20 protein-coding genes are annotated in these 23,779 nt (G+C 73.4%); 13 read left to right on the top strand and 7 right to left on the bottom strand.

Going from position 1 to position 23,779, the window contains the following annotated elements:
* Nucleotides 1–324 precede the first annotated feature (324 nt).
* From AC156L_RS12465 to AC156L_RS12450, 4 genes are all read left to right on the top strand, one after another.
* The gene (locus tag AC156L_RS12465; protein WP_330877322.1) at nucleotides 325–1,998 is read left to right on the top strand and encodes a bifunctional 3'-5' exonuclease/DNA polymerase; all 1,674 of its coding nucleotides are present in this window, start codon (nucleotides 325–327) and stop codon (nucleotides 1,996–1,998) included.
* 92 nt (nucleotides 1,999–2,090) lie between these two features.
* Nucleotides 2,091–3,485: a carbohydrate-binding protein gene (locus tag AC156L_RS12460; protein WP_330877321.1), complete on the top strand. Its 1,395-nt coding sequence runs from the start codon at nucleotides 2,091–2,093 to the stop codon at nucleotides 3,483–3,485.
* Between the two features lie 63 nt (nucleotides 3,486–3,548).
* Nucleotides 3,549–4,238 carry a carbon-nitrogen hydrolase family protein gene (locus tag AC156L_RS12455; RefSeq protein ID WP_330877320.1) on the top strand — a complete coding sequence of 230 codons (690 nt, stop codon included), beginning with the start codon at nucleotides 3,549–3,551 and terminating at the stop codon, nucleotides 4,236–4,238.
* On the top strand, nucleotides 4,235–4,915 hold the full coding sequence (locus AC156L_RS12450; RefSeq protein WP_330877319.1) for an AraC family transcriptional regulator: 681 nt from the start codon (nucleotides 4,235–4,237) through the stop codon (nucleotides 4,913–4,915). Before AC156L_RS12455 ends, AC156L_RS12450 begins: the two co-directional genes overlap by 4 nt.
* A 103-nt stretch (nucleotides 4,916–5,018) precedes the next feature.
* Here the strand turns inward: AC156L_RS12450 and AC156L_RS12445 are convergent, their stop codons facing one another.
* The 4 genes from AC156L_RS12445 to AC156L_RS12430 form a co-directional block, all read right to left on the bottom strand.
* Nucleotides 5,019–6,185, bottom strand: coding sequence for a lactate 2-monooxygenase (locus tag AC156L_RS12445; RefSeq protein WP_330877318.1), 1,167 nt, complete (start codon nucleotides 6,183–6,185; stop codon nucleotides 5,019–5,021).
* A 321-nt stretch (nucleotides 6,186–6,506) separates the two neighbouring features.
* Nucleotides 6,507–8,792: a protein translocase subunit SecD gene (gene secD / locus AC156L_RS12440; protein ID WP_330877317.1), complete on the bottom strand. Its 2,286-nt coding sequence runs from the start codon at nucleotides 8,790–8,792 to the stop codon at nucleotides 6,507–6,509.
* 41 nt (nucleotides 8,793–8,833) lie between these two features.
* Nucleotides 8,834–9,163, bottom strand: a complete 330-nt coding sequence (locus tag AC156L_RS12435) for a hypothetical protein (protein ID WP_330877316.1) — start codon at nucleotides 9,161–9,163, stop codon at nucleotides 8,834–8,836.
* A gap of 70 nt (nucleotides 9,164–9,233) precedes the next feature.
* Entirely contained in the window at nucleotides 9,234–10,253 is a 1,020-nt protein-coding gene (locus AC156L_RS12430) for a tetratricopeptide repeat protein (protein ID WP_330877315.1), read from the bottom strand.
* Between the two features lie 475 nt (nucleotides 10,254–10,728).
* On the opposite strand from AC156L_RS12430, the gene AC156L_RS12425 reads away from it, so the two are divergent.
* The 5 genes from AC156L_RS12425 (at nucleotide 10,729) to AC156L_RS12405 (ending at nucleotide 16,148) form a co-directional block, all read left to right on the top strand.
* Nucleotides 10,729–10,932 (top strand): hypothetical protein, encoded by a 204-nt coding sequence (locus AC156L_RS12425; RefSeq protein WP_330877314.1) that lies wholly within the window; start codon nucleotides 10,729–10,731, stop codon nucleotides 10,930–10,932.
* Nucleotides 10,929–11,423, top strand: coding sequence for a GNAT family N-acetyltransferase (locus AC156L_RS12420; protein ID WP_330877313.1), 495 nt, complete (start codon nucleotides 10,929–10,931; stop codon nucleotides 11,421–11,423). Before AC156L_RS12425 ends, AC156L_RS12420 begins: the two co-directional genes overlap by 4 nt.
* Before the next feature lie 52 nt (nucleotides 11,424–11,475).
* A complete protein-coding gene (locus tag AC156L_RS12415; protein WP_330877312.1) occupies nucleotides 11,476–13,323 on the top strand; it encodes an SDR family oxidoreductase in 1,848 nt (615 codons plus the stop codon).
* Nucleotides 13,324–13,328: 5 nt separating this feature from the next.
* Nucleotides 13,329–14,855, top strand: coding sequence for an AMP-binding protein (locus AC156L_RS12410; protein ID WP_330877311.1), 1,527 nt, complete (start codon nucleotides 13,329–13,331; stop codon nucleotides 14,853–14,855).
* 75 nt (nucleotides 14,856–14,930) lie between these two features.
* Complete coding sequence (locus tag AC156L_RS12405; protein ID WP_330877310.1) at nucleotides 14,931–16,148, top strand: LuxR C-terminal-related transcriptional regulator; 1,218 nt, start codon at nucleotides 14,931–14,933, stop codon at nucleotides 16,146–16,148.
* Nucleotides 16,149–16,380: 232 nt separating this feature from the next.
* On the opposite strand, the gene AC156L_RS12400 is transcribed toward AC156L_RS12405, so the two are convergent.
* A complete protein-coding gene (locus AC156L_RS12400) occupies nucleotides 16,381–17,634 on the bottom strand; it encodes a helix-turn-helix domain-containing protein (RefSeq protein ID WP_330877309.1) in 1,254 nt (417 codons plus the stop codon).
* A 29-nt stretch (nucleotides 17,635–17,663) separates the two neighbouring features.
* Here AC156L_RS12400 and AC156L_RS12395 point away from each other — a divergent pair, with 29 nt between their 5' ends.
* From AC156L_RS12395 to AC156L_RS12385, 3 genes are read left to right on the top strand one after another with little or no spacing between them, the layout of a single operon-like run.
* Entirely contained in the window at nucleotides 17,664–17,813 is a 150-nt protein-coding gene (locus AC156L_RS12395; RefSeq protein WP_330877308.1) for a hypothetical protein, read from the top strand.
* Between the two features lie 52 nt (nucleotides 17,814–17,865).
* Nucleotides 17,866–18,366 (top strand): PH domain-containing protein, encoded by a 501-nt coding sequence (locus AC156L_RS12390; protein WP_414719946.1) that lies wholly within the window; start codon nucleotides 17,866–17,868, stop codon nucleotides 18,364–18,366.
* Nucleotides 18,363–19,913 carry a PH domain-containing protein gene (locus tag AC156L_RS12385; protein ID WP_330877306.1) on the top strand — a complete coding sequence of 517 codons (1,551 nt, stop codon included), beginning with the start codon at nucleotides 18,363–18,365 and terminating at the stop codon, nucleotides 19,911–19,913. Before AC156L_RS12390 ends, AC156L_RS12385 begins: the two co-directional genes overlap by 4 nt.
* Here the strand turns inward: AC156L_RS12385 and AC156L_RS12380 are convergent.
* On the bottom strand, nucleotides 19,910–20,893 hold the full coding sequence (locus AC156L_RS12380; protein ID WP_330877305.1) for a GlxA family transcriptional regulator: 984 nt from the start codon (nucleotides 20,891–20,893) through the stop codon (nucleotides 19,910–19,912). The two genes, AC156L_RS12385 and AC156L_RS12380, sit on opposite strands and share 4 nt — an antisense overlap.
* A gap of 1 nt (nucleotide 20,894) precedes the next feature.
* Between AC156L_RS12380 and AC156L_RS12375 the strand changes: the two genes are divergently transcribed.
* Complete coding sequence (locus AC156L_RS12375; RefSeq protein ID WP_484406831.1) at nucleotides 20,895–22,262, top strand: MFS transporter; 1,368 nt, start codon at nucleotides 20,895–20,897, stop codon at nucleotides 22,260–22,262.
* Here AC156L_RS12375 and AC156L_RS12370 read toward each other — a convergent pair.
* On the bottom strand, nucleotides 22,194–23,717 hold the full coding sequence (locus AC156L_RS12370; RefSeq protein ID WP_330877303.1) for a helicase HerA-like domain-containing protein: 1,524 nt from the start codon (nucleotides 23,715–23,717) through the stop codon (nucleotides 22,194–22,196). The two genes, AC156L_RS12375 and AC156L_RS12370, sit on opposite strands and share 69 nt — an antisense overlap.
* Nucleotides 23,718–23,779: the final 62 nt, after the last annotated feature.

The raw sequence follows: 23,779 nt of genomic DNA, 5'->3' as shown, positions 1-23,779 counted from the left end.
CCACCCGCGGCACGCCGCGCACGCCGCGTCCGTGTCGCCGGACGGCCGGTGGCTGCTCGTCTCGGCCTTCCGCGGCAACAGCGACCACGACCTGGCGCTGGTCGAGCTGCACGAGCCACGACGGCCGCGAGATCCCGGCGTGGGGGCGTGGTGGTCTCCGTCCACGGCCGTCCCGAGGCGCAGGAGCGGCCGTCCCACAACCACGCCCTGGGCTCCACCAGCACCCGGTGTCGCAGGGGGTCGCGGTGCTCGGCCGCGGCAAGACCTGCCGGAACCTCGTCCGCGGGAGCGGGAACTGTCGGACCCCTGGCGCACAATCACGACGTGCTGGTGGCGGTGGTGTCGGAGGGCGGGAACAGCGGGCGCGTGCGGCCGCTGTCCGACGCGGGCGTGCCCGAAGGGCCCGCCAGGACCACCGCCGACCTGAGCGGCACCGTGGCGGAGGTCGAGGAGCAGTTCCACCCGCGCTGGATCTGGGCCAGCACCGCGGAGCTGTACCCCGAGCTGCTGGCGCGGGGCGTCCGGGTGGAGCGCTGCCTCGACCTGTGGCTGGTCGAGGGCCTGCTGCTGGCCTACCGGGGCAGGCACCGCGAGCCGCGGCACCTCGCGGCGGCGGTCGCCCGGCTCAAGGGCCTCGACGTGCCGGAGGACCACGGGCCGCGCAAGAAGGACGAGCAGCCGACCCTGTTCGAACCCGAGCGGGAGCCGCTGCCGGGGGGTGCCGATCCGCTCGACGCGGTCGTCGCCGTCCACGTCGAGCAGCAGCGGACGCTGGCCTCGCTCGGCCACGCCGACCGCCTGCGGCTGCTGGTCGCCGCCGAGTCCGCGAGCGCGCTGGCCGCCGCGGAGATGACGCACTTCGGCCTGCCGTGGCGGGTGGACGTGCACGAGGAGCTGCTGGTCGAGCTGCTCGGCCCCCGTCCACCAGCCGGTGCCAAGCCGCGCAAGCTGGCCGACCTCGTGGACCGGATCTCCCTGGCGTTCCACGGGAAGCCGATCAACCCGGACAACCCGGCGAGCATCGTGAAGGCGTTCGGCCGGGAGGGCATCGCCATCCCGTCGGCGCGCGCGTGGGTGGTCAGGGAGATCGACCACCCCGCCGTGGAGCCGATCATGGAGTACAAGGAGCTGGCGCGGCTGTACGTGGCGCACGGGTGGTCGTGGATCGAGCAGTGGGTCGCCGACGGGCGGTTCCGGCCGGACTACGTGGTGGGCGGCGTGGTGTCGGGGCGGTGGGCGACGAACGGCGGCGCGGCGCTGCAACTCCCCCGCACGCTGCGCACGGCGGTCCGCGCCGATCCCGGCTGGCTGCTGGTGGCCGCGGACGCGGCGCAGCTGGAACCGCGGGTGCTGGCCGCGCTGTCGAACGACCGGAAGCTGGCCGAGGTGGCGGGCGACGACGACCTGTACACGAACCTGGCTGGCGACGCGTTCGACGGCGACCGGGGGCGGGCGAAGATCGCGATGCTGTCGGCGATGTACGGCGGCACGAGCGGGGAGGCCGGGTCGCTGCTGGCGGTGCTGCGGCGCCGGTTCCCGGACGCGGTGGGGTACGTCGAGGCCGCCGCGCAGGCGGGTGAGCAGGGCCGGATGGTCCGCTCGCGACTGGGCCGGACGAGCCCGACGCCGTCGGAGGCGTGGCACGAGCTGACCGGGAACACCGACGGCGACGAGGACGCGCAGCGGCGGTCCAGGAGGGCCACGCGCGACTGGGGCCGGTTCACCAGGAACTTCGTCGTGCAGGCCAGCGCGGCGGACTGGACGGCCGCGCTGCTGGGGGCCCTGCGGCGCAGGCTGCACCAGCGGGCGCCCGGCGCCCACCTGGTGTTCTTCGTGCACGACGAGGTGCTGGTGCACTGCCCGGCGGAGGTGGCCGAGGTGGTGCGCGAGGAGGTCACGGCGGCGGGCGCGGAGGCGTCGCGGCTGGTGTTCGGCGACACCCCGGTCCGGTTCCCGCTCAAGGCCGTCGCGATCACGAGCTACGCGGACGCCAAGTAGCCGTTGCGCTGTTCGGCTGCTTGCACACCATGTGTGAGAGCGCTCTCATGTTAGTCAGCACCACACCCGAGTGACAAGGAGGTCACCCGCGCATGGAGCTCCCCACCAGCCGTCGACAACGGCTCCTGGCCGTCGCGGCGGCGCTGCTCGCCGCGATCCCGATCACGCTGGTCGCCACGGCCAACGCCTCCATCCCCACGACGCCACCCGGCTGGACCCTCGCGTGGGGCGACGACTTCAACGGCACCAGCGGTTCCCCGCCCTCGTCGGCGAACTGGATCGTCGACCTCGGGCACTCCTACCCCGGCGGGCCCGCCAACTGGGGCACCGGTGAGGTCCAGAACTACACGAACAGCCCCAACAACCTGAAGCTCGACGGCGCCGGGAACCTCCGCATCACGGCCCTGCGCGACGGCGCCAACAACTGGACGTCGGCCCGCATCGAGACCCAGCGCGCGAACTTCCGGCCGCCGTCGGGCGGAAAGCTCGCCATCGAGGGCCGCATCCAGATGCCGAACGTCACCGGCAACGCGGCCCTGGGCTACTGGCCCGCGTTCTGGGCGCTGGGAGCGCCCTACCGCGGCAACTACTGGAACTGGCCCGGCATCGGCGAGTTCGACATCATGGAGAACGTCAACGGGATCAACTCCGTCTGGGGCGTCCTGCACTGCGGCGTGAACCCCGGTGGTCCGTGCAACGAGACCACCGGCCTCGGCGCCAGCCGCACGTGCCCCGGATCGAGCTGCCAGTCGGCGTTCCACACCTACCGGTTCGAGTGGGACCAGAGCACCAGCCCGCAGGCGTTCCGCTGGTACGTGGACGGCCAGCAGTTCCACAGCGTCTCGCAGAACCAGCTGCCCGCCGACACGTGGGCGAACATGACCAACCACGCCGGCTACTTCATCCTGCTGAACCTCGCGGTGGGCGGCGCGTTCCCCGACGCCCTCGCGGGCCCGACCCCCACGGCCGCGACGGTTCCCGGCCACTCGATGGTCGTGGACTACGTCGCCGTCTACACCGCGGGCGGCACGACACCCCCGACCACCACGACGACGACCCCGCCGGGCGGCAGCGGGTTCGACGCCTACAGCCAGATGCAGGCCGAGAGCGCGACCTCCCGCAGCGGCGGCACGATCGAGACGACCTCCGACACCGGCGGCGGCCAGGACGTCGGCCAGATCTCCAACGGCGGCTCGCTGCGCTTCTCCGGCGTCCGGTTCGGCGGCACCACGGCCACGCAGTTCACGGCCAGGGTGGCGTCCGGGGCGGGCGGCGGGATCAGCGGGCTGGTCGAGGCGAGGCTGGGCAGCCCCACCGGCACCGTGCTCGGCAGCTTCGCGGTGGGCAACACCGGCGGCTGGCAGAGCTGGCGCACCATCCCGGCGAACATGTCCGGCGTGACCGGCACGCACGACGTCCACATCACCTTCACCAGCGGGCAGCCCGCGCCGTACGTGAGCGTGAACTGGGTGCGGTTCGGCACCTGACGAGCGGGTGGCGGGCCGCTTCTTGCCGAGCGGCCCGCCACCCGTCACCGCTACCGTGTCGCCATGCGGGTAGCGGCGATCCAGACCACTCCGCTCGCGCTCGACGTCGCGGGCAACGCCGTCGAGCACGCGCGGCTGATCGCCGAAGCCGCCTCGGACGTGTGCGTGTTCCCCGAGCTCTCGCTCACCGGGTACGAGCTGGACCCGCTGTCCCCGATCACCGACGAGGACGGGCGGCTCGACCCGGTCCGCGACGCGTGCCGCACCGACGAGGTGTACGCGCTCGTCGGTGCTCCGCTGTCCACGTCGGACGGTGTGCTGGTGGCGACGCTGGTCGTCGGACCGACCGGCGAGGTGCTGGGCCACTACGGCAAGAAGCACCTGCACGGCGGGGAGCGGGAGCTGTTCGTCGCGGGTGACCACCACCTGGTGCTGGAGGTCGACGACTGGCGGCTCGGCCTCGCCGTCTGCTACGACGCCGCCGTGCCGGAGCACGCGGAGGCCGTGCGCGCGGGCGGTGCGGACGCGTACCTGGTGAGCGCCCTGTTCGAGGAGGGCACCGAGCAGCGCCTGGTCGAGCAGGCGACCTCCGCGGCGGAACTGGGCATGTGGGTCGTGCTGGCCCAGTACACGGGGCGGACCGGCGGCCACGACACGTTCGGCGGCAGTGGCGTGTGGCGTCCCGGCGGCGTGGTGCAGGCGCGGCTCGGCCGCGAGCCGGGCATCGCGAGAGCGACCCTGGTCAGACCGTGAGCTACGAGGAACGGCCCGCGTTCGGCGGTCGCGGACTGGTCTGGACGAAGACGTCGTCCGGGTCGGGTGTCAGCCGGGTCGTGCCGGACGGCTGCACGGACATCATCTTCTCCCGCGACACCGGCGAGCTGTTCGTGGCGGGCCCGGACACCTCGGCGAAGGTGGGCGAGCAGCGGCCGGGCACGGTGTTCGCGGTGCGGTTCAAGCCCGGTGTCGGTCCGTCGGCGTTCGGCGTGCCCGCCCACGTGCTGCGCGACCTGCGCGTGCCCCTCGCCGAGCTGTGGCCGGGCACCGAACGGCTGCTGCACGAGCTGCACACCGCCCCCGACCCGTGCGCCGTGCTGGCGGACGTCGCGAGCGCCCGGCTGCGCGAGACCCCGCCCGATCCGACGCTGGCCGCCGTCGTGGCCGCGCTGCGGGAGCACCGCGTGCCGGAGGTGGCGGACCGGCTCGGCGTCGGCGCCCGGCAGCTGCACCGGCGGTCGCTGGCCGCGTTCGGCTACGGCCCGAAGGTGCTGGCACGGGTGCTGCGCTTCGACCGGGCGGTGGGCCTCGCGTGGTCGGGGGTGCCGTTCGCCGAGATCGCCCACCGCACCGGCTACGCCGACCAGGCGCACCTCTCGCGCGAGGTCAAGGACCTGGCCGGCGTGCCGCTGGGCGTGCTCCTCGGCCGGTAGCCGCTCCAGGACGCGGGCGTGGTGCCAGGTGGGGCGACGGCTCCGGAGATCGTGCGGGCTGCTCGGGGTTCGGCACCACGCCGCGGTCTGGGGGAACCGGACGTCAGCGCCTGGCCCGCAGCGCGTCCCGGTTCAGCTCCGCCGGGCTGCGGTGGCCGGACAGGCCGAGGGTGAGGTCGAAGTCGGCGAGCAGGCCGCGCAGCACGTGCCGCACGCCGACCTGGCCGCCGTGCGCGAGCCCGTAGGCGAACGGCCTGCCGACGAGCACGGCCTTCGCCCCGAGCGCGACGGCCTTCACGATGTCCGCGCCGGTCCGGATGCCGGAGTCGAACAGCACGTCGACCTGCTCGCCCACCGCGTCGGCGATCTCGGGCAGCACCTCCAGCGACGCGACCGCGCCGTCGACCTGCCTGCCGCCGTGGTTCGACACCACGATGCCCTCCACGCCCGCGTCGACGGCCTTGCGCGCGTCGTCCACGTGCTGGATGCCCTTGAGCAGGATCGGCCCGTCCCAGTTCTCCCGCAGGAACGCCACCTGGTCCCACGACCTGTCGGCGCCGGTGAACAGGTGCACCCAGCGCAGGATCGCCATCGGCAGGTCGTCCTCCGGCGACTTCTCCAGCCCAGCGCGGAACGCCGGGTCGGAGAACGGGATCGCGGTGCCGACCGCGCGCAGGAACGGCAGGTAGGCGTGGTCGAGGTCGTGCGGCCGCCACGCGAGCGTCCACGTGTCCAGGGTGACGACGAGCGCCGTGAACCCCGCCTTCCTGGCGCGGTCGAGGATGCTCAGGCAGACCTCGGGGTCGTTCGGCCAGTAGAGCTGGAACCAGCGCGGGGCGTCGCCACCGGCCTCGGCGACGTCCTCCAGCGTGTGCGACGACGCGGTCGACAGGATCATCGGCACACCCAGTTCGGCGGCGGCGCGGGCCGTCGCCAGCTCGCCGTCCGGGTGCAGGATCGACTGCACGCCGACGGGCGCGAGCAGCACCGGGGCGGGCATCGTCGTGCCGAGCACGGTCGTGCCGAGGTGCCGGGTCGTCGCGTCGGTCAGCATCCGCGGCACGATCCGCCAGTCGTCGAACGCCTGCCGGTTCGCCGCCGTCGTGGCACCGGACCCCGCGCCACCCGCCACGTACCAGAACGGCCCCGGTCCGAGGCGTTCGCGCGCGGAGGCCTCCAGCGCCTCCGGGTCCGTCGTGAACGGCGGCACCGCGCCCGCGAGGCCCTGGAGGTAGATCTCGTTCTGATAGGCGCCGAACGTACCAGTCATGTTGTGCCTCTCCATCCGCTCAGGCCGCCCACCGGCCCTCGGCCTGGCATTCGAGGTCGCCAGGTCCTCGGCGACCCGATCATGCTCGTTGTCATCGTCCGGGGGTGCAAGCACCCGGTCTACCGCACGACGCGTCCGGTCGCCGCTGGACGGCACCGGGGCACCTGCTGAATCCCGCTCCACCGGCTCAAGGCGCCGCCGCCGACGGTGCGCGCGGACCGAGCCACCTGCCGGCGTGGCCCCATCCGTCCGGGCACGCCGCGCGGCACGTCCACCCGGTGCGACCGGCCGCGCGGGGAGCCCGTGCGGCCGGTCGCCGGATCAGACGACCGCGCCGGTGCCGGTGCGGGTCTTCGGCGTGGCGCGCTCGGGCGTGGCGCGCCGCGTGCCGGGGTACCTCTTCTCCAGGGCGATCGCGACCGGCGCGGCGGTCAGCACGGTCGACGCCGTGCCCGCGACCAGGCCGATCAGCAGCGCGGTCGCGAAGTCGGCCAGCGACCCGTCACCGAGCACCAGCAGCGCGGCGAGCACGAACAGCACGCCGATGCCGGTGTTCACCGTGCGCGGCACGGTTTGCAGGACCGCCGAGCTGACCACCTCGGCGTAGGTCCGCTTCCCCCGCGACCGCGCGAGTTCCCGGACCCGGTCGAACACCACCACCGAGTCGTTGACCGAGTAGCCGATCACGGTCAGCAGCGCCGCGAGGAACACGCCGTCGGCGGTCTTGCCGAGCCAGCCGAACAGACCGACCAGCACCACGACGTCGGTGACCAGCGCGACGACCGTGGCGACGCCGAGCCGCCAGTCGAACCGGATCGCCAGGTAGCCGAGCTGCGCCGCGATGGCGATGGCCAGCGCGATCAGGGCGTTGCGCCGCAGTTCCGAACCGAGGCTGGGGCCGATCAGCTCGTTGGCGACCTGCTCGGCGCCACCGGTCGCGCCCGCCACGACGGTGCCGAGCCTGGCCGACGTGGCCTCGTCGATCGGCCCGGTCCGCACGGACACGCCGTTCTCGCCGGAGGTGGCCACGACGGCGTCGGCGAAGCCCGCGTCCGCGAGGGCGGTGCGCACCCGGCCGGGGTCGACGGCCTGGTCCGCGGTGAAGTCGAGCATCCGCCCGCCGGTGAACTCGACACCGAGGTCGAGCCCGCGGACGGCCAGGCCGGACAGGCACAGCGCGGCCACGGCGACCGCCGCCAGCAGCCACCGGACGGGACGGCGGAAGAGCTGCCCGCCGTGCTCGACCAGCCAGGTCCGCACCCCGCCCAGGGTGTGCAGGCCGCTCAGCGCGGGCCTGCGTTCGACGAACCCGCTGCCCAGCACCAGTTCCAGCAGCACCCGGCTGAGGACCAGCGCGCTGAACATCGACGCCAGCACACCGATCGACAGCGTCACCCCGAAGCCCTTGACCGGCCCGGTCGCCAGCCAGAACAGCAGGCCCGCCGCCAGCAGCGTCGTGATGTTGGAATCGGCGACCGCGCTCAGCGCCCCGCGGAACCCGCCCTGCACGGACTTCAGCAGGCGTCCACCCCGAACGCCCTTGGCGTACTCCTCGCGGGCCCGTTCGAACACCAGGACGTTCGCGTCGACCGCCATGCCGATCGCCAGCACGAACCCGGCCAGGCCCGGCAGCGTCAGCGTGGCCCCGACGGCGAGCAGCGACGCGTAGGCGACGGCCGCGTACCCGACGAGCGCCGCCACGGCGAGCAGCCCGGCCAGCCGGTAGACCACGATCAGGAACAGCCCGGTCAGCGAGATGCCGATGATGGCCGCCCACGAGCTGGCCTCGATGGCCTCCGCGCCGAGGGTCGCGCCGACCGTGCGCTGCTCGATCACCTCGACGGGCACCGGCAGCGCGCCGGACCGCACGACCAGCGCCAGTTCGGCGGCCTCGGACTGGGTGAACGACCCGGTGATCTGCGTCGAACCGCCCATGATCCCGGTGCCGCACTGGACGTCGGTCCCCACCTGCGGCGACGACACGATCTTGTTGTCCAGCACGAACGCGATCTGCCGGGTCGGCGCTCCCGGCGGCTCGCACGCGGCCGCCGCCGTCACCCGCTGCCAGACCCCCGGCGCGTCCCCGCCGAAGTCGATCGACACCTCGTACCCGGCACCGCGCTGGCTCACCGACGACTGCGCGCCCTTGATCCCCTCACCGGTCATGACCGCGGGGCCGAGCAGGAGGGGCACGCCCTCCGGGCTGGACAGCGCGATCTGGTTCTCGGCGGGCTGCTGACCTGCCCCGACGACCGGGTGCACGGCGAGCTGAGCCGTGCGGCCCAGCACCTCCAGGGCTTCGGCCGGGTCCTGCACACCCGGCAGTTCGACGAGGATGCGGCGTTCGCCGGACCTGGCGAGCACCGGTTCGGCCACGCCCAGCTCGTCCACGCGGCGGCGCAGGACCTCCAGGGAGCGGTCGGTGGCCTCGCCGTCGGCCTTCGTGGTGGGTGAGTCCCTGGTCTCCAGGACGATCTGGGTGCCACCCCGCAGGTCGAGACCGAGCTGGGGCTGGCTGGTGAGCAGCAGGTAAGCGGACGCGGCGAGAACGCCGAGGGACACGAGCCCTCGGACGAGCAGTTCTCGCCGCGCGGGGGTGCGCGGCATGAAGGGGTACCTCCGGGCAGGAGCGGGTGGGGTCGGCTCTACTACGCGGAGGTCGGGGGCGGGGCGCGGTCGCCCAGCGGGGTGCTGCTGATCGTTTCCGGTGCGCGGTGGACGCGCTGGGCGACGTCCATCAGCACGCGCAGCGGGACCGGCCGGGCGCGGTGGGTCAGGTCGACCGGGGCGTGCCCGATGAAGCCCTGCTGCTGGACGTTCGCGGGGTTGGAGCGGGTGGTGGCACCGGGGAGGTGGACCGCTTGGACCAGCGCGGTCACCGCGGTGGTGTGCTGGTCGGGCTGGTCGGACCGGGGCAGGGCGGACACCGCGAACCCGGCGATCAACGCCAGGACCGCCAGCAGCGCGCGCCTCGTCATGGTCCTCCCTCGGTTCACAGGCTACAGACCCGCGCGGAGGGCGGACGTCCGGAAACGGCGGCACCCGCCCTCAGCGGTGGTGGCCGCCCAGCACCACGACGGCGCCGCCCGCCAGCGCGGTGATCCAGGCGAACACCACCGGCTGGAGGGTGGTCGCGCCGAACGCCACCGCGATCGTCCACGCGACCAGCAGCAGCAGGGACACCCCGAACAGGCCCAGCACGAGCGCCAGCTTCGGCCGGTGGCGCGGGACCCGCAGGACCGTCCTCCTCCTGCCCCTGCCCGCGAACAGCACGGCCTTGGCCAGCAGGCCGAGCGACACCACGACCAGCAGGCCGGAGAACCAGCCGAGCAGGGGCGACGGGCTCGGCATCCCGGAGAGCAGCAGGAGCAGCTCGCCCGCGACCAGGACGGCGGCGACGCGGGTCAGCGCCTGCCACCCCAGCGCCTGCGCGGCGGCCAGCGCGTCGGGCGTGGGCGGGGCTGCCGCGGGTTTCGGGGCGTTCGCGGGTTTCGGGGTGCCCCTGCGGCGGCGCACGGTCGCCAGGTTGGCGCGGACGTCCTCGTCGGTCGGGTCGAGGCGCAGGGCGGCGCGGTAGGCCCACTCGGCACCGCCCCAGTCCCGGACGCGGAGGGCGGCGTCGCCCAGGACCTGGAACGCGCGGGCCTCGGTGGGGGCGAGGCCGGTGGCGTGCCTGGCGACCTCGACGGCCTCGGCGCGGGTGGCGGGGTCGACGGCCAGCACCTCGGAGAGCACCACCTGGCAGCGCCAGTCCGCCGGCTTGCGGCGCACCGACTCGCGGGCGGCGACGACGGCCTCGGCCTGCCTGCCGAGTTCGCTGAGCGACAGGGCGGCCAGGCGCTGGGCCCACGCCTGGTCGCCGTCCAGGACCAGTGCGCGCTTGGCCGCGAGGAGGGCGGGATCGGGTTCGCCCGCGTCCAGGTGGGCGGCGGCCAGCCTGCACCACGCCTCGGCGTGGTGGGGGTGGGCGGCCACCGCGGGGCGGAGCAGGTCGATCGCCTGGCGCGGTCTGCCGGAGGCGGTGAACTCGGCGGCCCGCACCAGCACGGCCGTGATCGGCTCGGACATCACACCTCCCGGATCGCCGACCAGTGTGACAGCGCCGTTCGGCCCCCACGTTCGGGTGATAGAGGGAAAGAAATCCGAACTGGACCGAACAGAAATGCACAGAGGCCCGATGAATGGCCGCTTCAGCAGGTAATTCACCGAGCAACTACCGTCAGTCATCCGATGATCGATATGAGACACCACCTGCGGCCAAATGGGCCTTTTGTTGGCATGGAATACCACCGAACAGCCTAGTCAAGATCGACTTTTCCGGGAAAGTGGTCACAATCTGTTGCGATTTCGGCATTTTTCCACCATCCAGGTGACTCAATGAGAGCTTCATGCGACGCTGTCCCCGCTCGGCACGGTCGCCGACCGGGAAGCACGAACATTTCCGTTCGTGTCCCGTCACGCCACCAATCCGCGTGCGTCTCACCCCCGCGAGCGCCCGGATTGGTCCGAGCACCCGTGACGAGACATCAGGAGGTTGGGGGCCGTGAGCACTGGCAAGGAATGGCAGATCACCTGCCGCGACATCGCATCCCGCAGACGCGACATGACCGTGTTCGTCAGCCAGGGGCACGTGGTGGTGACCGTGCCGCCCGGTGAGGCGGCGGTGCTGACGCCGCTGGAGGTCGGACGACTGCGTGCCGCGCTGCGCGACGCCGTGGTCAACGCCTCCGGCGCGCAGGAGGCGTGATCGTCCGTCCCGGCGGCCCGTCGGACGTCGGAGCGGTGCTCGGCCTGCTGGACGAGGCCGTGCGCTGGCTGGTGTCACGGGGGCGGGCCGGGCAGTGGGGTTCGCGACCGTTCTCGACCAACCCGAAGAGGGTCGGGGAGCTCGAATCCTGGACGGACGACCTGCACGTCGCCGAACTCGGCGGCGAGACCGTCGGAGCGCTGGCGATCGGGCCCGCGCCGGAGTACGCGCCGCCCGCCGTCGGGCCGGAGGTGTACGTGACCGCGCTGGTCGGCAGCCGTCGCCGCCCCGGCGCCGGACGGCTGCTGCTGGAGCACGCGCGGGCCGAGGCCGTGCGCCGGAACGCGGACCGGGTGCGGGTCGACTGCTACGCGGGCGGGGGTGGCGCGCTGGTCGCGTACTACGTGTCGAACGGCTTCACGCCGACCGCGACCTTCACCGTGGAGGGCGACTGGCCCGGCCAGGTCCTGGAGGTGCCGCTGCGGGGGTGAAATCCGGCCCACCTCTTCCTACTCGCGGGTAGGTAATGCGAGTATCGGTTCCGTGACCACCTACTTCGTGACCGGAGCGACGGGTTTCCTCGGTCGGCGGCTCGTCGCCACGCTGCTCGCCCGCCCGGCGTGCGAACGGGTGTTCGCACTGGTCAGACCACCTTCGGCGGGCAAGCTCCCCGACCACCCGAAGCTGACCGAGGTCGTCGGCGACCTGACCGCGCCGATCGACGGGCCGCACGTCGACCACGTGGTGCACCTCGGCGCGCTCTACGACCTCACGGCGTCGCCGGAGGCCCACGCGGCGGCCAACGTGGACGGCACCCGGACGGTGGCGGAGTACGCCGCGCGGGTCGGAGCGGGTCTGCTGCACCACGTGTCGTCGATCGCCGTGGCGGGCGACCACCGGGGCCGCTTCACCGAGGCGGACCTCGACCTCGGACAGAGCTTCGGCTCGCCGTACCACGCGACGAAGTTCGAGGCCGAGAAGATCGTCCGCGAGCAGGCCGTGCCGTGGCGGGTCTACCGGCCGGGCGCGGTGGTGGGCGACTCGCGGACCGGTGAGATCGACAAGGTCGACGGCCCGTACTACTTCTTCTCCGCGCTGGCCGCCGTCGCGCACGCCCCGGCGTGGCTGCCGCTGCTCGGTCCGAACGCGGGCGCGACCAACCTGGTGCCGGTCGACTTCGTCGTCGCCGCGCTGGACCGGCTGGTCCACGCCGACGTCGAGCCCGGCAGCACCTTCCACCTCACGGCGCCGGAGCCGCAGCCCGTCACCGAGGTCTACAACGCGCTGGCGCGGGCCGCGGGCGCGCCGAGGATCGCGCTCACCACGCCCGTCCCGCTGCCCACGAGGACGGGCGCGATCGGCACGGCCGTGCTGGCCGAGCTGGGGGTCCCGGCCGCCGTCCTGCCGCACCTGACCACGTCCGCGGACTTCGACTCGACGGCGACCCGCGCGGTCACCGGGCTGGAGCCGCCCGCGTTCGACACCTACGCGAAGAGCCTGTGGCACTACTGGCGGCGGCACCTCGACCCGGACCGCGCGGCCAGGGGCCCGGCGCTCGCGGGCCGCACGGTGCTGATCACCGGGGCGTCCTCGGGCATCGGGCGGGCCACCGCGCTCGCCGTCGCCCGGCGCGGCGCGGTCCCGCTGCTGGTGGCCCGCCGCGCCGACGAGCTGGAGGAGGTCGTGGCCGAGGTCCACGCAGGCGGGGGCACGGCGTTCGCCTACCCGTGCGACCTCACCGACGGCGACGCGGTGGACGCGCTGGTGAAGCAGGTGCTCGCCGAGCACGAGGGCGTCGACGCGCTGGTGAACAACGCGGGCAAGTCGATCCGCCGCTCGGTGCTCCGGTCGGTCGACCGGGTGCACGACTACGAGCGCACGATGGCGCTGAACTACTTCGCGCCCCTGCGGCTGATCCTCGGGCTGCTGCCGCACATGACCGAACGCCGCGGCGGGCACGTCGTGAACGTGTCCACGGTGGGCGTGCAGGTCCACACCCCGCGCTTCTCCGCGTACCTCGGGTCGAAGGCGGCGCTTGAGGCGGTCAGCCGGGTCGCCGGGGCCGAACTGGTCGCGGACGGCGTCACCTTCACGTCGGTGCGGATGCCGCTCGTGCGCACGCCGATGATCGGCCCGACCAAGGCGTACGAGGCACTGCCCGCGCTCACGCCGGAGAAGGCGGCCGACCTGGTGGTGCGGGCGCTGGTGGAGAAGCCGGAGGAGGTCAACCCGCCGTTCGGCGTGGTCGCGGACCTGGCCCGCCGGGTGGCGCCGAGGACGACGAGGGCGTTGGCGCACCTGGCCTTCCGGGTGTTCCCGGAGGACTCGACACCGCCGCTCGCGTCGGTCGCCGCGGGGGTCACCCGCCTGGTGCTGCGGGGTCTGCGGTGAAGCCGGTGCGCGACCTGGTCACGCTGGTGCGCGCGGGCGTCGTGCGGCCGATGCGGCCGGACCGGCTGCTCGGCGTGCTGGCCGGGTACGCGCGGTGGGACATCACGGTGGCGTGGGGCTACGCGATGGGCGCGGCCCGGCACCCCGACCGGGCCGCGATCGTCGACGACGACGGGGTGCTGACGTTCGCCGAGGTGGACGAGCGCACCACCAGGCTGGCCAACGGTTTCACCGGACGCGGGGTGCGGGCGGGCGGCAAGGTCGCCGTGCTGTGCCGCAACCACCGCGGTTTCGTGGAGACCGTGGTGGCGTGCGCCAAGATCGGCGCGCACGCCGTGCTGCTCAACACCGGTCTGAGCGGGACCCAGATCGCCACCGTCCTGCGGGAGCAGGAGGTCGCGATCGTGGTGGCGGACGAGGAGTTCACCGACCTGCCGCCGGACGTGGAGCGGGTCACCGACGTGGCCGAGCTGATCTCCGAGGGGGCGAGGACCCCGCCGCCGAGGAGGCCGCCGCGCGGCAGGCTCGTCGTGCTCACCTCCGGCACGACCGGTGCGCCGAAGGGTGCCCGACGCCCGGAGCCCGCCGGCCTGTCCCCCGCCGCCGCGCTGCTGTCGCGGATCCCCTTGCGGGAGGGGGAGACCATGGCCGTGCCCGCGCCGCTGTTCCACACGTGGGGGCTGGCGGCGTTCCAGATCGGTCTGGTCCTCGGCGCGACGCTGGTGCTGCGGCGCAGGTTCGACCCCGAGGTCCTGCTCGCCGACGTGCGGGACCGGCGGTGCGGCGCGGTGTTCGTCGTTCCCGTGATGCTGCAACGGGTCCTGGAGCTGTCCGACCGGGACGTGCCGAGCCTGCGGGTGATCGCGTCGAGCGGATCGGCGCTGCCGCCGTCGGTGGTGGAGCGGTGCCTGAGCGGGTTCGGCCCCGTCCTGTACAACCTCTACGGCTCGACCGAGGTGTCGTGGGTCAGCATCGCGACGCCCGAGGAGCTGGCGAGCCACCCCCGCACCGTCGGGCGACCGCCGCGCGGCACCCGGCTGGCGATCCTGGACGACGACGGGGTCCCGCTGCCGCCGGGGGGGACCGGCCGGATCTTCGTCGCCAACGAGATGCTGTTCGACGGCTACACCAACGGCACGGGCAAGGAGGTCCGCGACGGGCTCATGGCCACCGGCGACGTCGGGTACCGCGACGAGGACGGGCTGCTGTTCGTGGCGGGCCGGGACGACGAGATGATCGTGTCCGGGGGCGAGAACGTCTACCCGGCCGAGGTGGAGGCACTGCTCGCGGGCCTGGAGCAGGTGCGGGAGGCCGCGGTGGTCGGTGTGCCGGACGACGAGTTCGGCCAGCGGCTGGCGGCGTACGTGGTGTGCGCCGAACCGGGGGCGCTCGACGAGGACGCCGTGCGCGACCACGTTCGGACGCACCTGGCCAGGTTCTCCGTACCGCGCGACGTCGTCTTCCTGGAGGCGCTGCCGCGCAACGCGACCGGCAAGGTGCTCAAGCGGGACCTGCCTCCGTATCCTGTCTGAGGGCGAAACCGGAGTGGTATTGGCGGGCGGATGACGATTCCTTTGCCTCGTGCGGAAGAGGCGGGCGATCCACGGGTGAACGCCTCGGTGAACCTGCGGGAGGCGCGCATCGCGCTCGACGAGGACCGCTCGGGCGACGCGGTGGAGTTCGCCGAGAAAGCGCTTGCCACGTACGCCTGGCTGGAGGACGCCGAGGGTGTCGCGGAGAGCGTGCTCGCCCAGTCCGTCGCGCTGGGGCAGCGCGGTCTGCTGGCCGAGGCGCTGGACGCCGTCGACCACGTGCAGGGGATCGCCGTGGCGAACCGGCGCGTGCGGCTCCAGTCCCGGTGCGGCCTGTCCCGCGCGCTCGTGGAGCTGCGGCTGGACTCGCCCGAACGGTCGCTGCGCTCGCTGGCGCGGGCCCTCGGGCTGGCCGAGGTGGGCGGCGACGCCGAACTGATCGGCTCCATCCTGTTCGAACAGGCCAGGGTGCTGCGCGGCCCCGGCGCGCACGAGCGGGACCTGCGGCGTGCCGAAGCGCTGTGCGCGCTCGTGCGGGACCGGTGGAAGCAGGTCGACGACGGCGTGCGGCTGGCGCGCGTCACGGTGCTGCTCGCCCACGTCCGGCTCGACCTCGGCGAGGTGGAACGCGCCCGCCGGTCGTGCCGCAGGGCCGAGGACCTGCTGGTCGGGCACGACCGGCCGGTCCTGCAGGCCGAACTGCTGCTGGCGCAGGCGAGGGTCAGCGGCGCCCGCGACCGGGTCGGCGAGCAGATCGCCCGGCTGCACCGCGCGGCCGAGCTGGCCGTGGGCAGCCTGGCGCGCGGGGTGGCCGTGCGGGCGCACGGGGCGTTGAGCGCGGCCTACGAGCGGGCGGGCCAGCTCGGGCCCGCGCTGAGGCACGCCCGCGCGCAACTGGAGCAGCACCGGCTGCGGGAGCAGCAGGACGGCCGGGACCTGCTGCGGCTGCGGGAGCACGACCTGACGGCCGGGCTGGCGCGGCTCAGCTTCGCCCCGAACAGCCCGAAACCCTTGCGCCCCACCACCGCGACGGCGGAGCGGACGAACAGCCGGATCGCGCGGGCGCTGCGCGCGGGACTGACCCGGCGCGGCATCGAGGTGCTCCAGCTCGTCGTGGCGGGCGCGAACACCAACGCCATCGCGGGGCGGCTCGACCTGTCCCCCAAGACCATCCAGAACCACCTCCAGCGGATCTACCGCACCCTCGGGGTGCACGGTCGCGCGGGCGCCGTGGTGTGGTGGATCGACCTCGACCCGGACGCCGTCGACCCCCAGCCCGAACCGGTCGGTTGACCCCGCGATGACAACGCCGGGTCATCCCCGAGGTCGTCGCCCGGACAGCGGCTTGTCCCCGACCACCCGACCAGCGGGGTTGGGTCATTTGCCCATCGAAGTGCGGCATAACTGGGTGATGAAAAGCATGACTCCCATGTGTCATGCTCCGGTCGGACGTGCGCGGGGCGCGTCCGAAGAGCTGAGCGGCGGTGCGGCGATGCTGGAGCGCGGAAAACGGCGCGGTGCGGCGTCAGCGCTGCCGCAGCGCCACCCGCGCGACGTCCCGCCAGAGCACCGGGTCGACCGTCTCGGGGGCGACGTCGGCCAGCAGCTCCACCAGCAGCTCCCGAGCCTCCAGGCCCGCGTCGTCGGACTCGTCCGCCACCCGCACCAGCAGCAGCGCGCAGCGCAGCCGGTCCTCCTGGCCGAGGTCGTCCGCGGCCAGCGCCTGCCGGGCGAACCGCTCGCAGCCGTCCAGTTCCCCGTGGCGCAGCAGGACCTCGGCCCGCAGCGCCGCGGCCTGGGCGACCACCTCGGCCGGTCTGCCGAACGGCGCGGACCCGACCTCGTCCAGCAGTTCCTCGATCCGGTCGAGGTCGGGGTCCGCCGCGCGCAGGCCGATGGCGGCCCACGCCAGCCGGACGCGCAGGCGGAAGGCGTGGTCGCCGGTGAAGGCCTCGGCCAGGACGAGCGCCCGGTCCATGCACGCGGCGGCTCCCGCCCGGTCGCCGAGCCGGTCGAGGACCCGCGCGCGCACCCACCAGGACGAGATGAGGAGCCGGTCGCAGCCCAGGTCGGCGACCTCGTCGCCGAGCGCGGACGCGACGTCCTCCGCGTCGCAGGCCCGCCCCGCGGCGAGGAGTTCCGAGCACAGGGCGATCAACGCGCGGACGCGCACCCTGGCGATCCGGTCACCGCCGCCCCGGCAGGCGAGGTCGAGGGCGAGCCGCGCGGCGCGCACGGCGTCGTTGGGCCTGCCCAGCATGCGGAACGCGGCGGCGCGCTGGAGCTCCACCAGCGCGTCCACGGCGGGGCCCGGCGACCAGCCCGTCCGGAGCCGGTCCGCGACGCGCAGCAGCGCAGGCCCGTCGTCCAGCGTCGCCTGCACCACGACGCGGGTCCACTGCACGCACCAGCCGAACACCTCGCCGCCCGCGCGCGGTCCGAGCAGGGCGAGCAGGTCGACGGCCCGGTCCACGTCGCCGTCGTGGTAGGCGATCAGCGCCTCGCACCACGCGAGCGCCAGGTCCTGCGCGACCGCGGTCCGGTCGCCGACCAGTTCGCTCGGGTCGACCTCCAGCAGCGCCGCCAGCTTCCGCACCACCTGGGACGACGGCGTGCGGTGCCCGGACTCCAAACGGGACACGTAGCTCATCGACACACCGGGGCAGGCCAGGTCCTTCTGCGCCAGGCCCCGCCGCTGCCTCGTGGCGCGCAGCCGCGCCCCGAAACCGGTGCCCACCTGTGCTCGCGGGCCCGCGCTCGCGCCTTCGCGTTCTTCCAAAGCCGCTGCCAATCGAACGGAGCTCGATGATGGTTGTGAACTCTATCCGCCGGATCTTGGTCGCGGTGGTGCTCTGCCTGGGTATCACCGGGGGTGTCAGCGTCGGTCTCGCCCAGGCCGACGTGATCGTCAGCGGCGACCCCGGAGAGGCGTTCACCCCGCCCTACCAGGCGAACTGACCGCTTCCTCAAGGCCGGACCAGTGCTGGGTCCGGCCTTGAGGCAGAGTGGTGTGGTGACCACTGAGCAGGTGAGGCTGCGTGCGCCGCGGCACCAGGTAAGCCGGAAGTCGATCACGTTGTGGACCCTGCACGCCGTGATCGGGTGGACGGTCGTGCTGGTGCCGCAACTGGTCGTGCTGCTGTTCGTGGACTCGCCGCCGCCGTGGCAGCTCACCGCGGCGGTCGCGACGGGCGTGCTGGCGGTCGCGCACACCCTCGTCATGCCGCGCTGGCGGTTCCGCGTGCACCGCTGGGAGTCGACGCCGGTCGCGGTGTACACGCTGACCGGCTGGCTGAGCCAGGAGTGGCGCATCGCCCCGGTCTCCCGGATCCAGACCGTGGACACGAAACGCGGTCCGCTGCAACAACTCCTGGGGCTCTCCACGGTGACCGTGACGACGGCGTCGGCCGCCGGGCCCGTGCAGATCGAGGGGCTGGACCACGAGTCCGCGGTGCGGTTGGCGGACGAGCTGACCACCACGACGGACGCGACCCCCGGCGACGCCACGTGACCGCGCCGGAGTTCCCGAGCGCGCCCGAGCTCGTCGAGGCCCCGGTCGCGCTGGAGTGGCACCGGCTCGACCTGCGGATGCTGATCGTCCGCCCGCTCAACGAGCTGATGGGCCTGATCCCCGTCCTGGTCGGCCTGATCGTGCTGGGCGGCGGCGACAAGTGGCGGATCGCGATGAGCGGCGGCGTCATCGTGCTGGTGGTGGCGTTCGGCCTGCTGAGCTGGTTCACCACCCGCTACCGGATCACCGACGAGCAGGTGGAGCTGCACACGGGTCTGCTGGTGCGCAAGCGGCTGGCCGTGCCGAGGGACCGCATCCGGACCGTGGACCTGACGGCGAAGCTGGGCCACCGGCTGTTCGGCCTGTCCGCGATCCGGGTCGGCACCGGCCAGCACGAGAAGGCGGGCGAGAACAGCGGCGTGACGCTGGACGCCGTGTCGTCGCACGAGGCCGAGCGGCTGCGCCAGCTCCTGCTCGACCGGGCGCGGGTCATCGCCGTGTCGACGGACGCCGACGCGCCCCCGCACGAGGCGAGCAGGGCGCTGGCGACGTTCGACCCGCGGTGGCTGCGCTTCGCCCCGCTGACGCTGTCCGGGCTGGTCGCGGTCGGTGGCACGTTCGGCGTGCTGATGAACTACGCGCAGGAGCTCGACCTGCGGCGGTCGGCGTTCTCCGGCCTGCACGACGTGGTCGAGTGGGTCACGAACGCGCCGCTCGCGCTGACCATCGCGGTGCTGCTCGGCGTGGTGCTGGTGCTGGCCGTGATCGCGTCGCTGCTGGTGTACGTCGTGCAGTTCTGGGGCTACCGGCTGACGCGCGAGGACGACGGCACGCTGCGGGTCCGCCGCGGGCTGCTGACCACGCGCTCGGTGTCGGTGGACGAGGACCGGCTGCGCGGTGTCGAGGTGCAGGAGCCGCTGCTGCTGCGGCTGGGCCGGGGCGCCAGGACCACGGCCGTCGCCACGGGGCTCGGCACCAAGGGCGAGAGCAGCCTGCTGCTGCCACCGGCGCCGATCTCCGAGGCCCACCGCGTGGCGCACGAGGTGCTGCACGTCCCGGTGTCGCCGACCACGTCGACGTTGCGGCGGCACCCGCTGGTGGCGCTGCGGCGGCGGCTCGTGCGCGCCGTGCTGCCGGTGCTGCTGCTCGCGGGCGGGCTCGCGCTCTTCGCACCGTCGTGGACGTGGCAGGCGGCGCTGGCGCTGCTCCCGTTCGCGGCGCTGATGGGCTGGGACCGCTACCGGGCGCTCGGCCACGCGCTGACCGACCGCTACCTGGTCGCGCGCAGCGGGTCGGCGCTGCGGGAAACCGTTGCGCTGCAACGCAGCGGCATCATCGGCTGGCGGGTGTCGCAGTCGTTCTTCCAGCGCAGGGCGGGCCTGGCGACGGTGTCGGCGACCACGGCGGCGGGCGACGGCGTCTACCACGTGATCGACGTCGGGGCGGAGGACGGCCTGCTGCTGGCCGACGCGGCCGTGCCCGATCTGCTGCGGCCGTTCCTGGAGCGCGTCGGACCGGAACAGTCCTCCGTGGACTCCGCGGGCTAGGCGCTCGTCCGGAACGTGGTGCGGTACACGCTGGGCGCGACGCCCAGCGCGGTGCTCATCCGCAGCCGCAGGGCCGCTCCGGTGCCGAACCCGGACCGCCGCGCGACCTCGTCCACCGGCAGGTCGGTGGACTCCAGCAGGTGGCGGGCCCGTTCCACGCGCTGCTGGATGATCCACTTGCCGGGGCTCAGACCGGTCTCCTCGCGGAAGCGGCGGGTGAACGTGCGGACGCTCATCCGCACGTGCTCGGCCAGCGACCGCAGGTCCAGCGGCTCGTCCAGCCTGGCCAGCGCCCACTCGCGGGCCGGGGCGGTCGAGGTCGTCTCGGCGGGCGGCACCGGGCGTTCGATGAACTGGGACTGGCCACCGGTCCGCCACGGCGGCACGACGCAGCGGCGGGCGGCGCGGTTGGCGGCCTCGGTGCCGAAGTCCTTGCGCACGAGGTGCAGGCACAGGTCGATGCCCGCGCCGACGCCCGCCGAGGTGAGGACGTCGCCCTCGTCGACGAACAGCACGTCCGGGTCGAGGTCGACGTGCGGGAACATCGTCCGGAACGCCTCGGCGTACCACCAGTGCGTGGTGGCGCGCCGACCGTCGAGCAGGCCCGCGGCGGCCAGCACGAACGCGCCCGTGCAGATGGAGACGATCCGGGTGGTGGGAGCGGCGGCCACCAGCGCCCGGACCACGTCCGAGTCGAGCGGGTCGCTCAGCAGCAGGTCGGCGCGGTTCTGACCCGCGACGACGATCGTGTCGGCCTCGGCGAGCAGTTCGAGCCCGTGGTCGCCCTGCACGGTGAACCCGGCCGAGCTGCGCACCGGCAGGTTGCCGGGCGTGCAGACGCGGACCCGGTAGTAGGCCCGCTGCCGCTCGTCGCGGGCCGTGCCGAGCACCTGCGTGGGTGTACCCAGGTCGAAGCCGGTGACCTGGTCGAGCGCGAGTACCGCCACCTCATGCCGCCTCACGGCCCGATTCTTGCACATGATGGCCTTCCGGCCACTGGTCCGACGCACTCGTTCGGCGGATGCTCTTGCGGTGACGCAGATCGAGGCCCCGAGGGGCCGCACCACACTTCACTGGGCCTGGGTGGTCGCCGCGGTGGCGTTCATCGCACTGGTCGGCGCGGCCGGGTTCCGGTCGGCACCGGGCGCCCTGATCGAGCCGTTGCAGCGCGAGTTCGGCTGGTCGCGCGCCACGATCTCGTTCGCCGTCTCGGTGAACCTGCTGCTCTTCGGCCTGACGGCCCCGTTCGCGGCCGCGCTGATGAACCGGTTCGGCGTGCGCCGGGTGGTCAGCCTGGCGCTGCTGCTGGTCTCGGTCGGCAGCGGCCTGACGGTGTTCATGACGGCGAGCTGGCAGCTCGTGCTGCTGTGGGGCGTGCTGGTCGGCCTCGGCACGGGGTCGATGGCGCTCGCGTTCGTCGCGACGATCACCGGTCGCTGGTTCGTCAAGCACCGCGGGCTCGTGACGGGCGTCCTCACCGCAGGCGGCGCGACCGGCCAACTGGTGTTCCTGCCGGTGATCGCGGGCCTCGCCGAGTCGTCGGGCTGGCGCTCGTCCTCGCTGGTCATCGCGGGCGCGGCGCTGCTCGTCGTGCCGCTGGCGTACTTCCTGCTCAAGGAGCACCCGGCCGACCTGGGCCTGCCGCTGTACGGCGGCACCGAGGTCGTGACCCCGGTCGTGCCGCCGGGCGGCGCGGCGCGCAACGCGCTCAGGACGCTGCGGACGGCGGCGCGCACCCGGTCGTTCTGGTACCTGGCGGGCGGGTTCGCGATCTGCGGGATGACGACGAACGGGCTGGTGGGCACGCACTTCATCCCGGCCGCGCACGACCACGGCATGCCGTCCACGACGGCGGCCGGCCTGCTCGCGCTGGTCGGGCTGTTCGACGTCGTCGGCACGATCTTCTCCGGCTGGCTGACCGACCGGGTCGACTCGCGGGTCCTGCTGGCCGCCTACTACCTGCTGCGCGGCGTCTCGCTCCTGCTGCTGACGCAGCTGTTCGCCAGCTCCGTGCACCCGAGCATGCTGGTGTTCATCATCTTCTACGGCCTGGACTGGGTCGCGACCGTGCCGCCGACCGTCGCGCTGTGCCGCGAGATCTTCGGCGAGGCGGGCCCGGTGGTGTTCGGCTGGGTGTTCGCGTCGCACCAGGTCGGCGCGGCCATCGCGGCCACGGCGGCAGGTCTGGCCCGCGACCACTTCGGCGACTACGCGCTGACGTTCGTCGTCGCGGGAGGCCTCAGCATCGGAGCGGCGCTGCTGTCGCTGCGGATCAAGCGGTCACCGGCGCTTCCGGGCCGTGCCGAAGAGCCCTCGGGTGATCTCGCGGCCGATGCTGCCTGCCGCTGACCGGAGGAACGACTTCACGGCGGAGTTGCCGAGCACCTTCTCCACCAGACCGGGTTCCCCGCGCTTCTCCCGGTGGTGCTCCGGCTGCTCCTCCTCGGCCCGCGGCACGACCTTCGCGGCCAGCTTCTCGTAGGCGGACTCGCGGTCGATCGTCTCGGCGTACTTGCCGTGCAGGTCCGACGCGGCGGCGGCCTGCCCGATCGCGTCCTGCCCGATGGTGTCCATGAGCGAGCGGGGCGCGCGCAGCCTGGTCCACGCGACCGGGGTGGGCGCGCCCCTCTCGCTCAGCACGGTCACGACCGCCTCGCCCGTGCCGAGCGACGTGAGCACCTCCTCCAGGTCGTAGTGCGGCGACGTGGGGTAGGTCTTCACCGTGCGGGACAAGGCTTTCTGGTCGTCCGGGGTGAACGCGCGCAACGCGTGCTGCACGCGGGCGCCGAGCTGCGAGAGCACGTCGTTGGGGATGTCGGTCGGCAGCTGGGTGCAGAAGAAGACGCCGACGCCCTTGGACCGGATCAGCTTCACGGTCTGGGTGATCTGCTCCAGGAACGCCTTCGACGCGTCGGCGAACAGCAGGTGCGCCTCGTCGAAGAAGAAGACCAGCTTCGGCTTGTCCAGGTCGCCCTCCTCCGGCAGCTCCTGGAACAGCTCGGCCAGCAGCCACATCAGGAACGTGGAGAACAGGGCGGGCTTCGCCTGGAGCTCCGCCAGTTCCAGGAGCGTGATCACGCCCTTGCCGTCGACCTCGCGCATCAGGTCGGCGGGGTCCAGCTCGGGCTCGCCGAAGAACGTGTCGCCGCCCTGGGCTTCGAGGTTGACCAGCGACCGCAGGATCACGCCCGCCGTCGCCGACGACACGCCGCCGATGCCCTTCAGGTCCTCCTTGCCCTCCTCGCTCGTGAGGTGGTTGATCACCGAGCGGAGGTCCTTGGTGTCGAGCAGGGCCAGTCCCCTGGTGTCGGCCCAGTGGAAGATCAGCCCGAGCGTCGACTCCTGGGTGTCGTTGAGCCCCAACACCTTCGACAGCAGGATCGGGCCGAAGCTGGTGATCGTCGCCCGTACCGGGACGCCCGCGCCGCCCGTGCCGAGCGACAGGAACCGCACCGGGTGCGCCCGCGGACGCCAGTCGTCGCCCGTGTCCGCGGCCCGACCGGTGACCCGGTCGTTGACCGCGCCCTCCCTGGACAGTCCCGAGAGGTCACCCTTGACGTCCGCCATCACGACGGGCACACCCGCGGCGGACAGCTGCTCCGCGATGAGCTGGAGCGTCTTGGTCTTGCCGGTGCCGGTCGCGCCCGCGACGAGCCCGTGCCGGTTCATCGTGGCCAGCGGCAGCCGCACGTGGGCGGTGGGCTCGACGGCACCGTCCACCAGGACCGAACCGAGTTCGACCGCCGGACCGGCTGAGGCGTACCCGGCCGCGATCCCGGCCGCCGCGGACTGCTGCTGGGTCATTCGCACGAGCGTAATGAGGTCACCGGGACGCGCCACTCGAAGCGCGGACGTCCTCCGAGGTC

The organism is Umezawaea sp. (assembly GCF_057122925.1).
The sequence above is the reverse complement of the archived record's forward strand: the minus strand, read 5'-3'. Positions and strand labels throughout refer to the sequence as shown.

Bases quoted from the DNA above. Each gene is read 5' to 3' on its own strand.
- AC156L_RS12455 (WP_330877320.1), top strand. From the start codon at position 3,549: ATGCGGGTAGCGGCGATCCAGACCACTCCGCTCGCGCTCGACGTCGCG.
- AC156L_RS12375 (WP_484406831.1), top strand. From the start codon at position 20,895: ATGGCCTTCCGGCCACTGGTCCGACGCACTCGTTCGGCGGATGCTCTT.
- AC156L_RS12370 (WP_330877303.1), bottom strand. From the start codon at position 23,717: ATGACCCAGCAGCAGTCCGCGGCGGCCGGGATCGCGGCCGGGTACGCC.
- AC156L_RS12430 (WP_330877315.1), bottom strand. From the start codon at position 10,253: ATGTCCGAGCCGATCACGGCCGTGCTGGTGCGGGCCGCCGAGTTCACC.
- AC156L_RS12435 (WP_330877316.1), bottom strand. From the start codon at position 9,163: ATGACGAGGCGCGCGCTGCTGGCGGTCCTGGCGTTGATCGCCGGGTTC.
- AC156L_RS12380 (WP_330877305.1), bottom strand. From the start codon at position 20,893: ATGTGCAAGAATCGGGCCGTGAGGCGGCATGAGGTGGCGGTACTCGCG.
- secD (WP_330877317.1), bottom strand. From the start codon at position 8,792: ATGCCGCGCACCCCCGCGCGGCGAGAACTGCTCGTCCGAGGGCTCGTG.
- AC156L_RS12460 (WP_330877321.1), top strand. From the start codon at position 2,091: ATGGAGCTCCCCACCAGCCGTCGACAACGGCTCCTGGCCGTCGCGGCG.
- AC156L_RS12445 (WP_330877318.1), bottom strand. From the start codon at position 6,185: ATGACTGGTACGTTCGGCGCCTATCAGAACGAGATCTACCTCCAGGGC.
- AC156L_RS12395 (WP_330877308.1), top strand. From the start codon at position 17,664: ATGGTTGTGAACTCTATCCGCCGGATCTTGGTCGCGGTGGTGCTCTGC.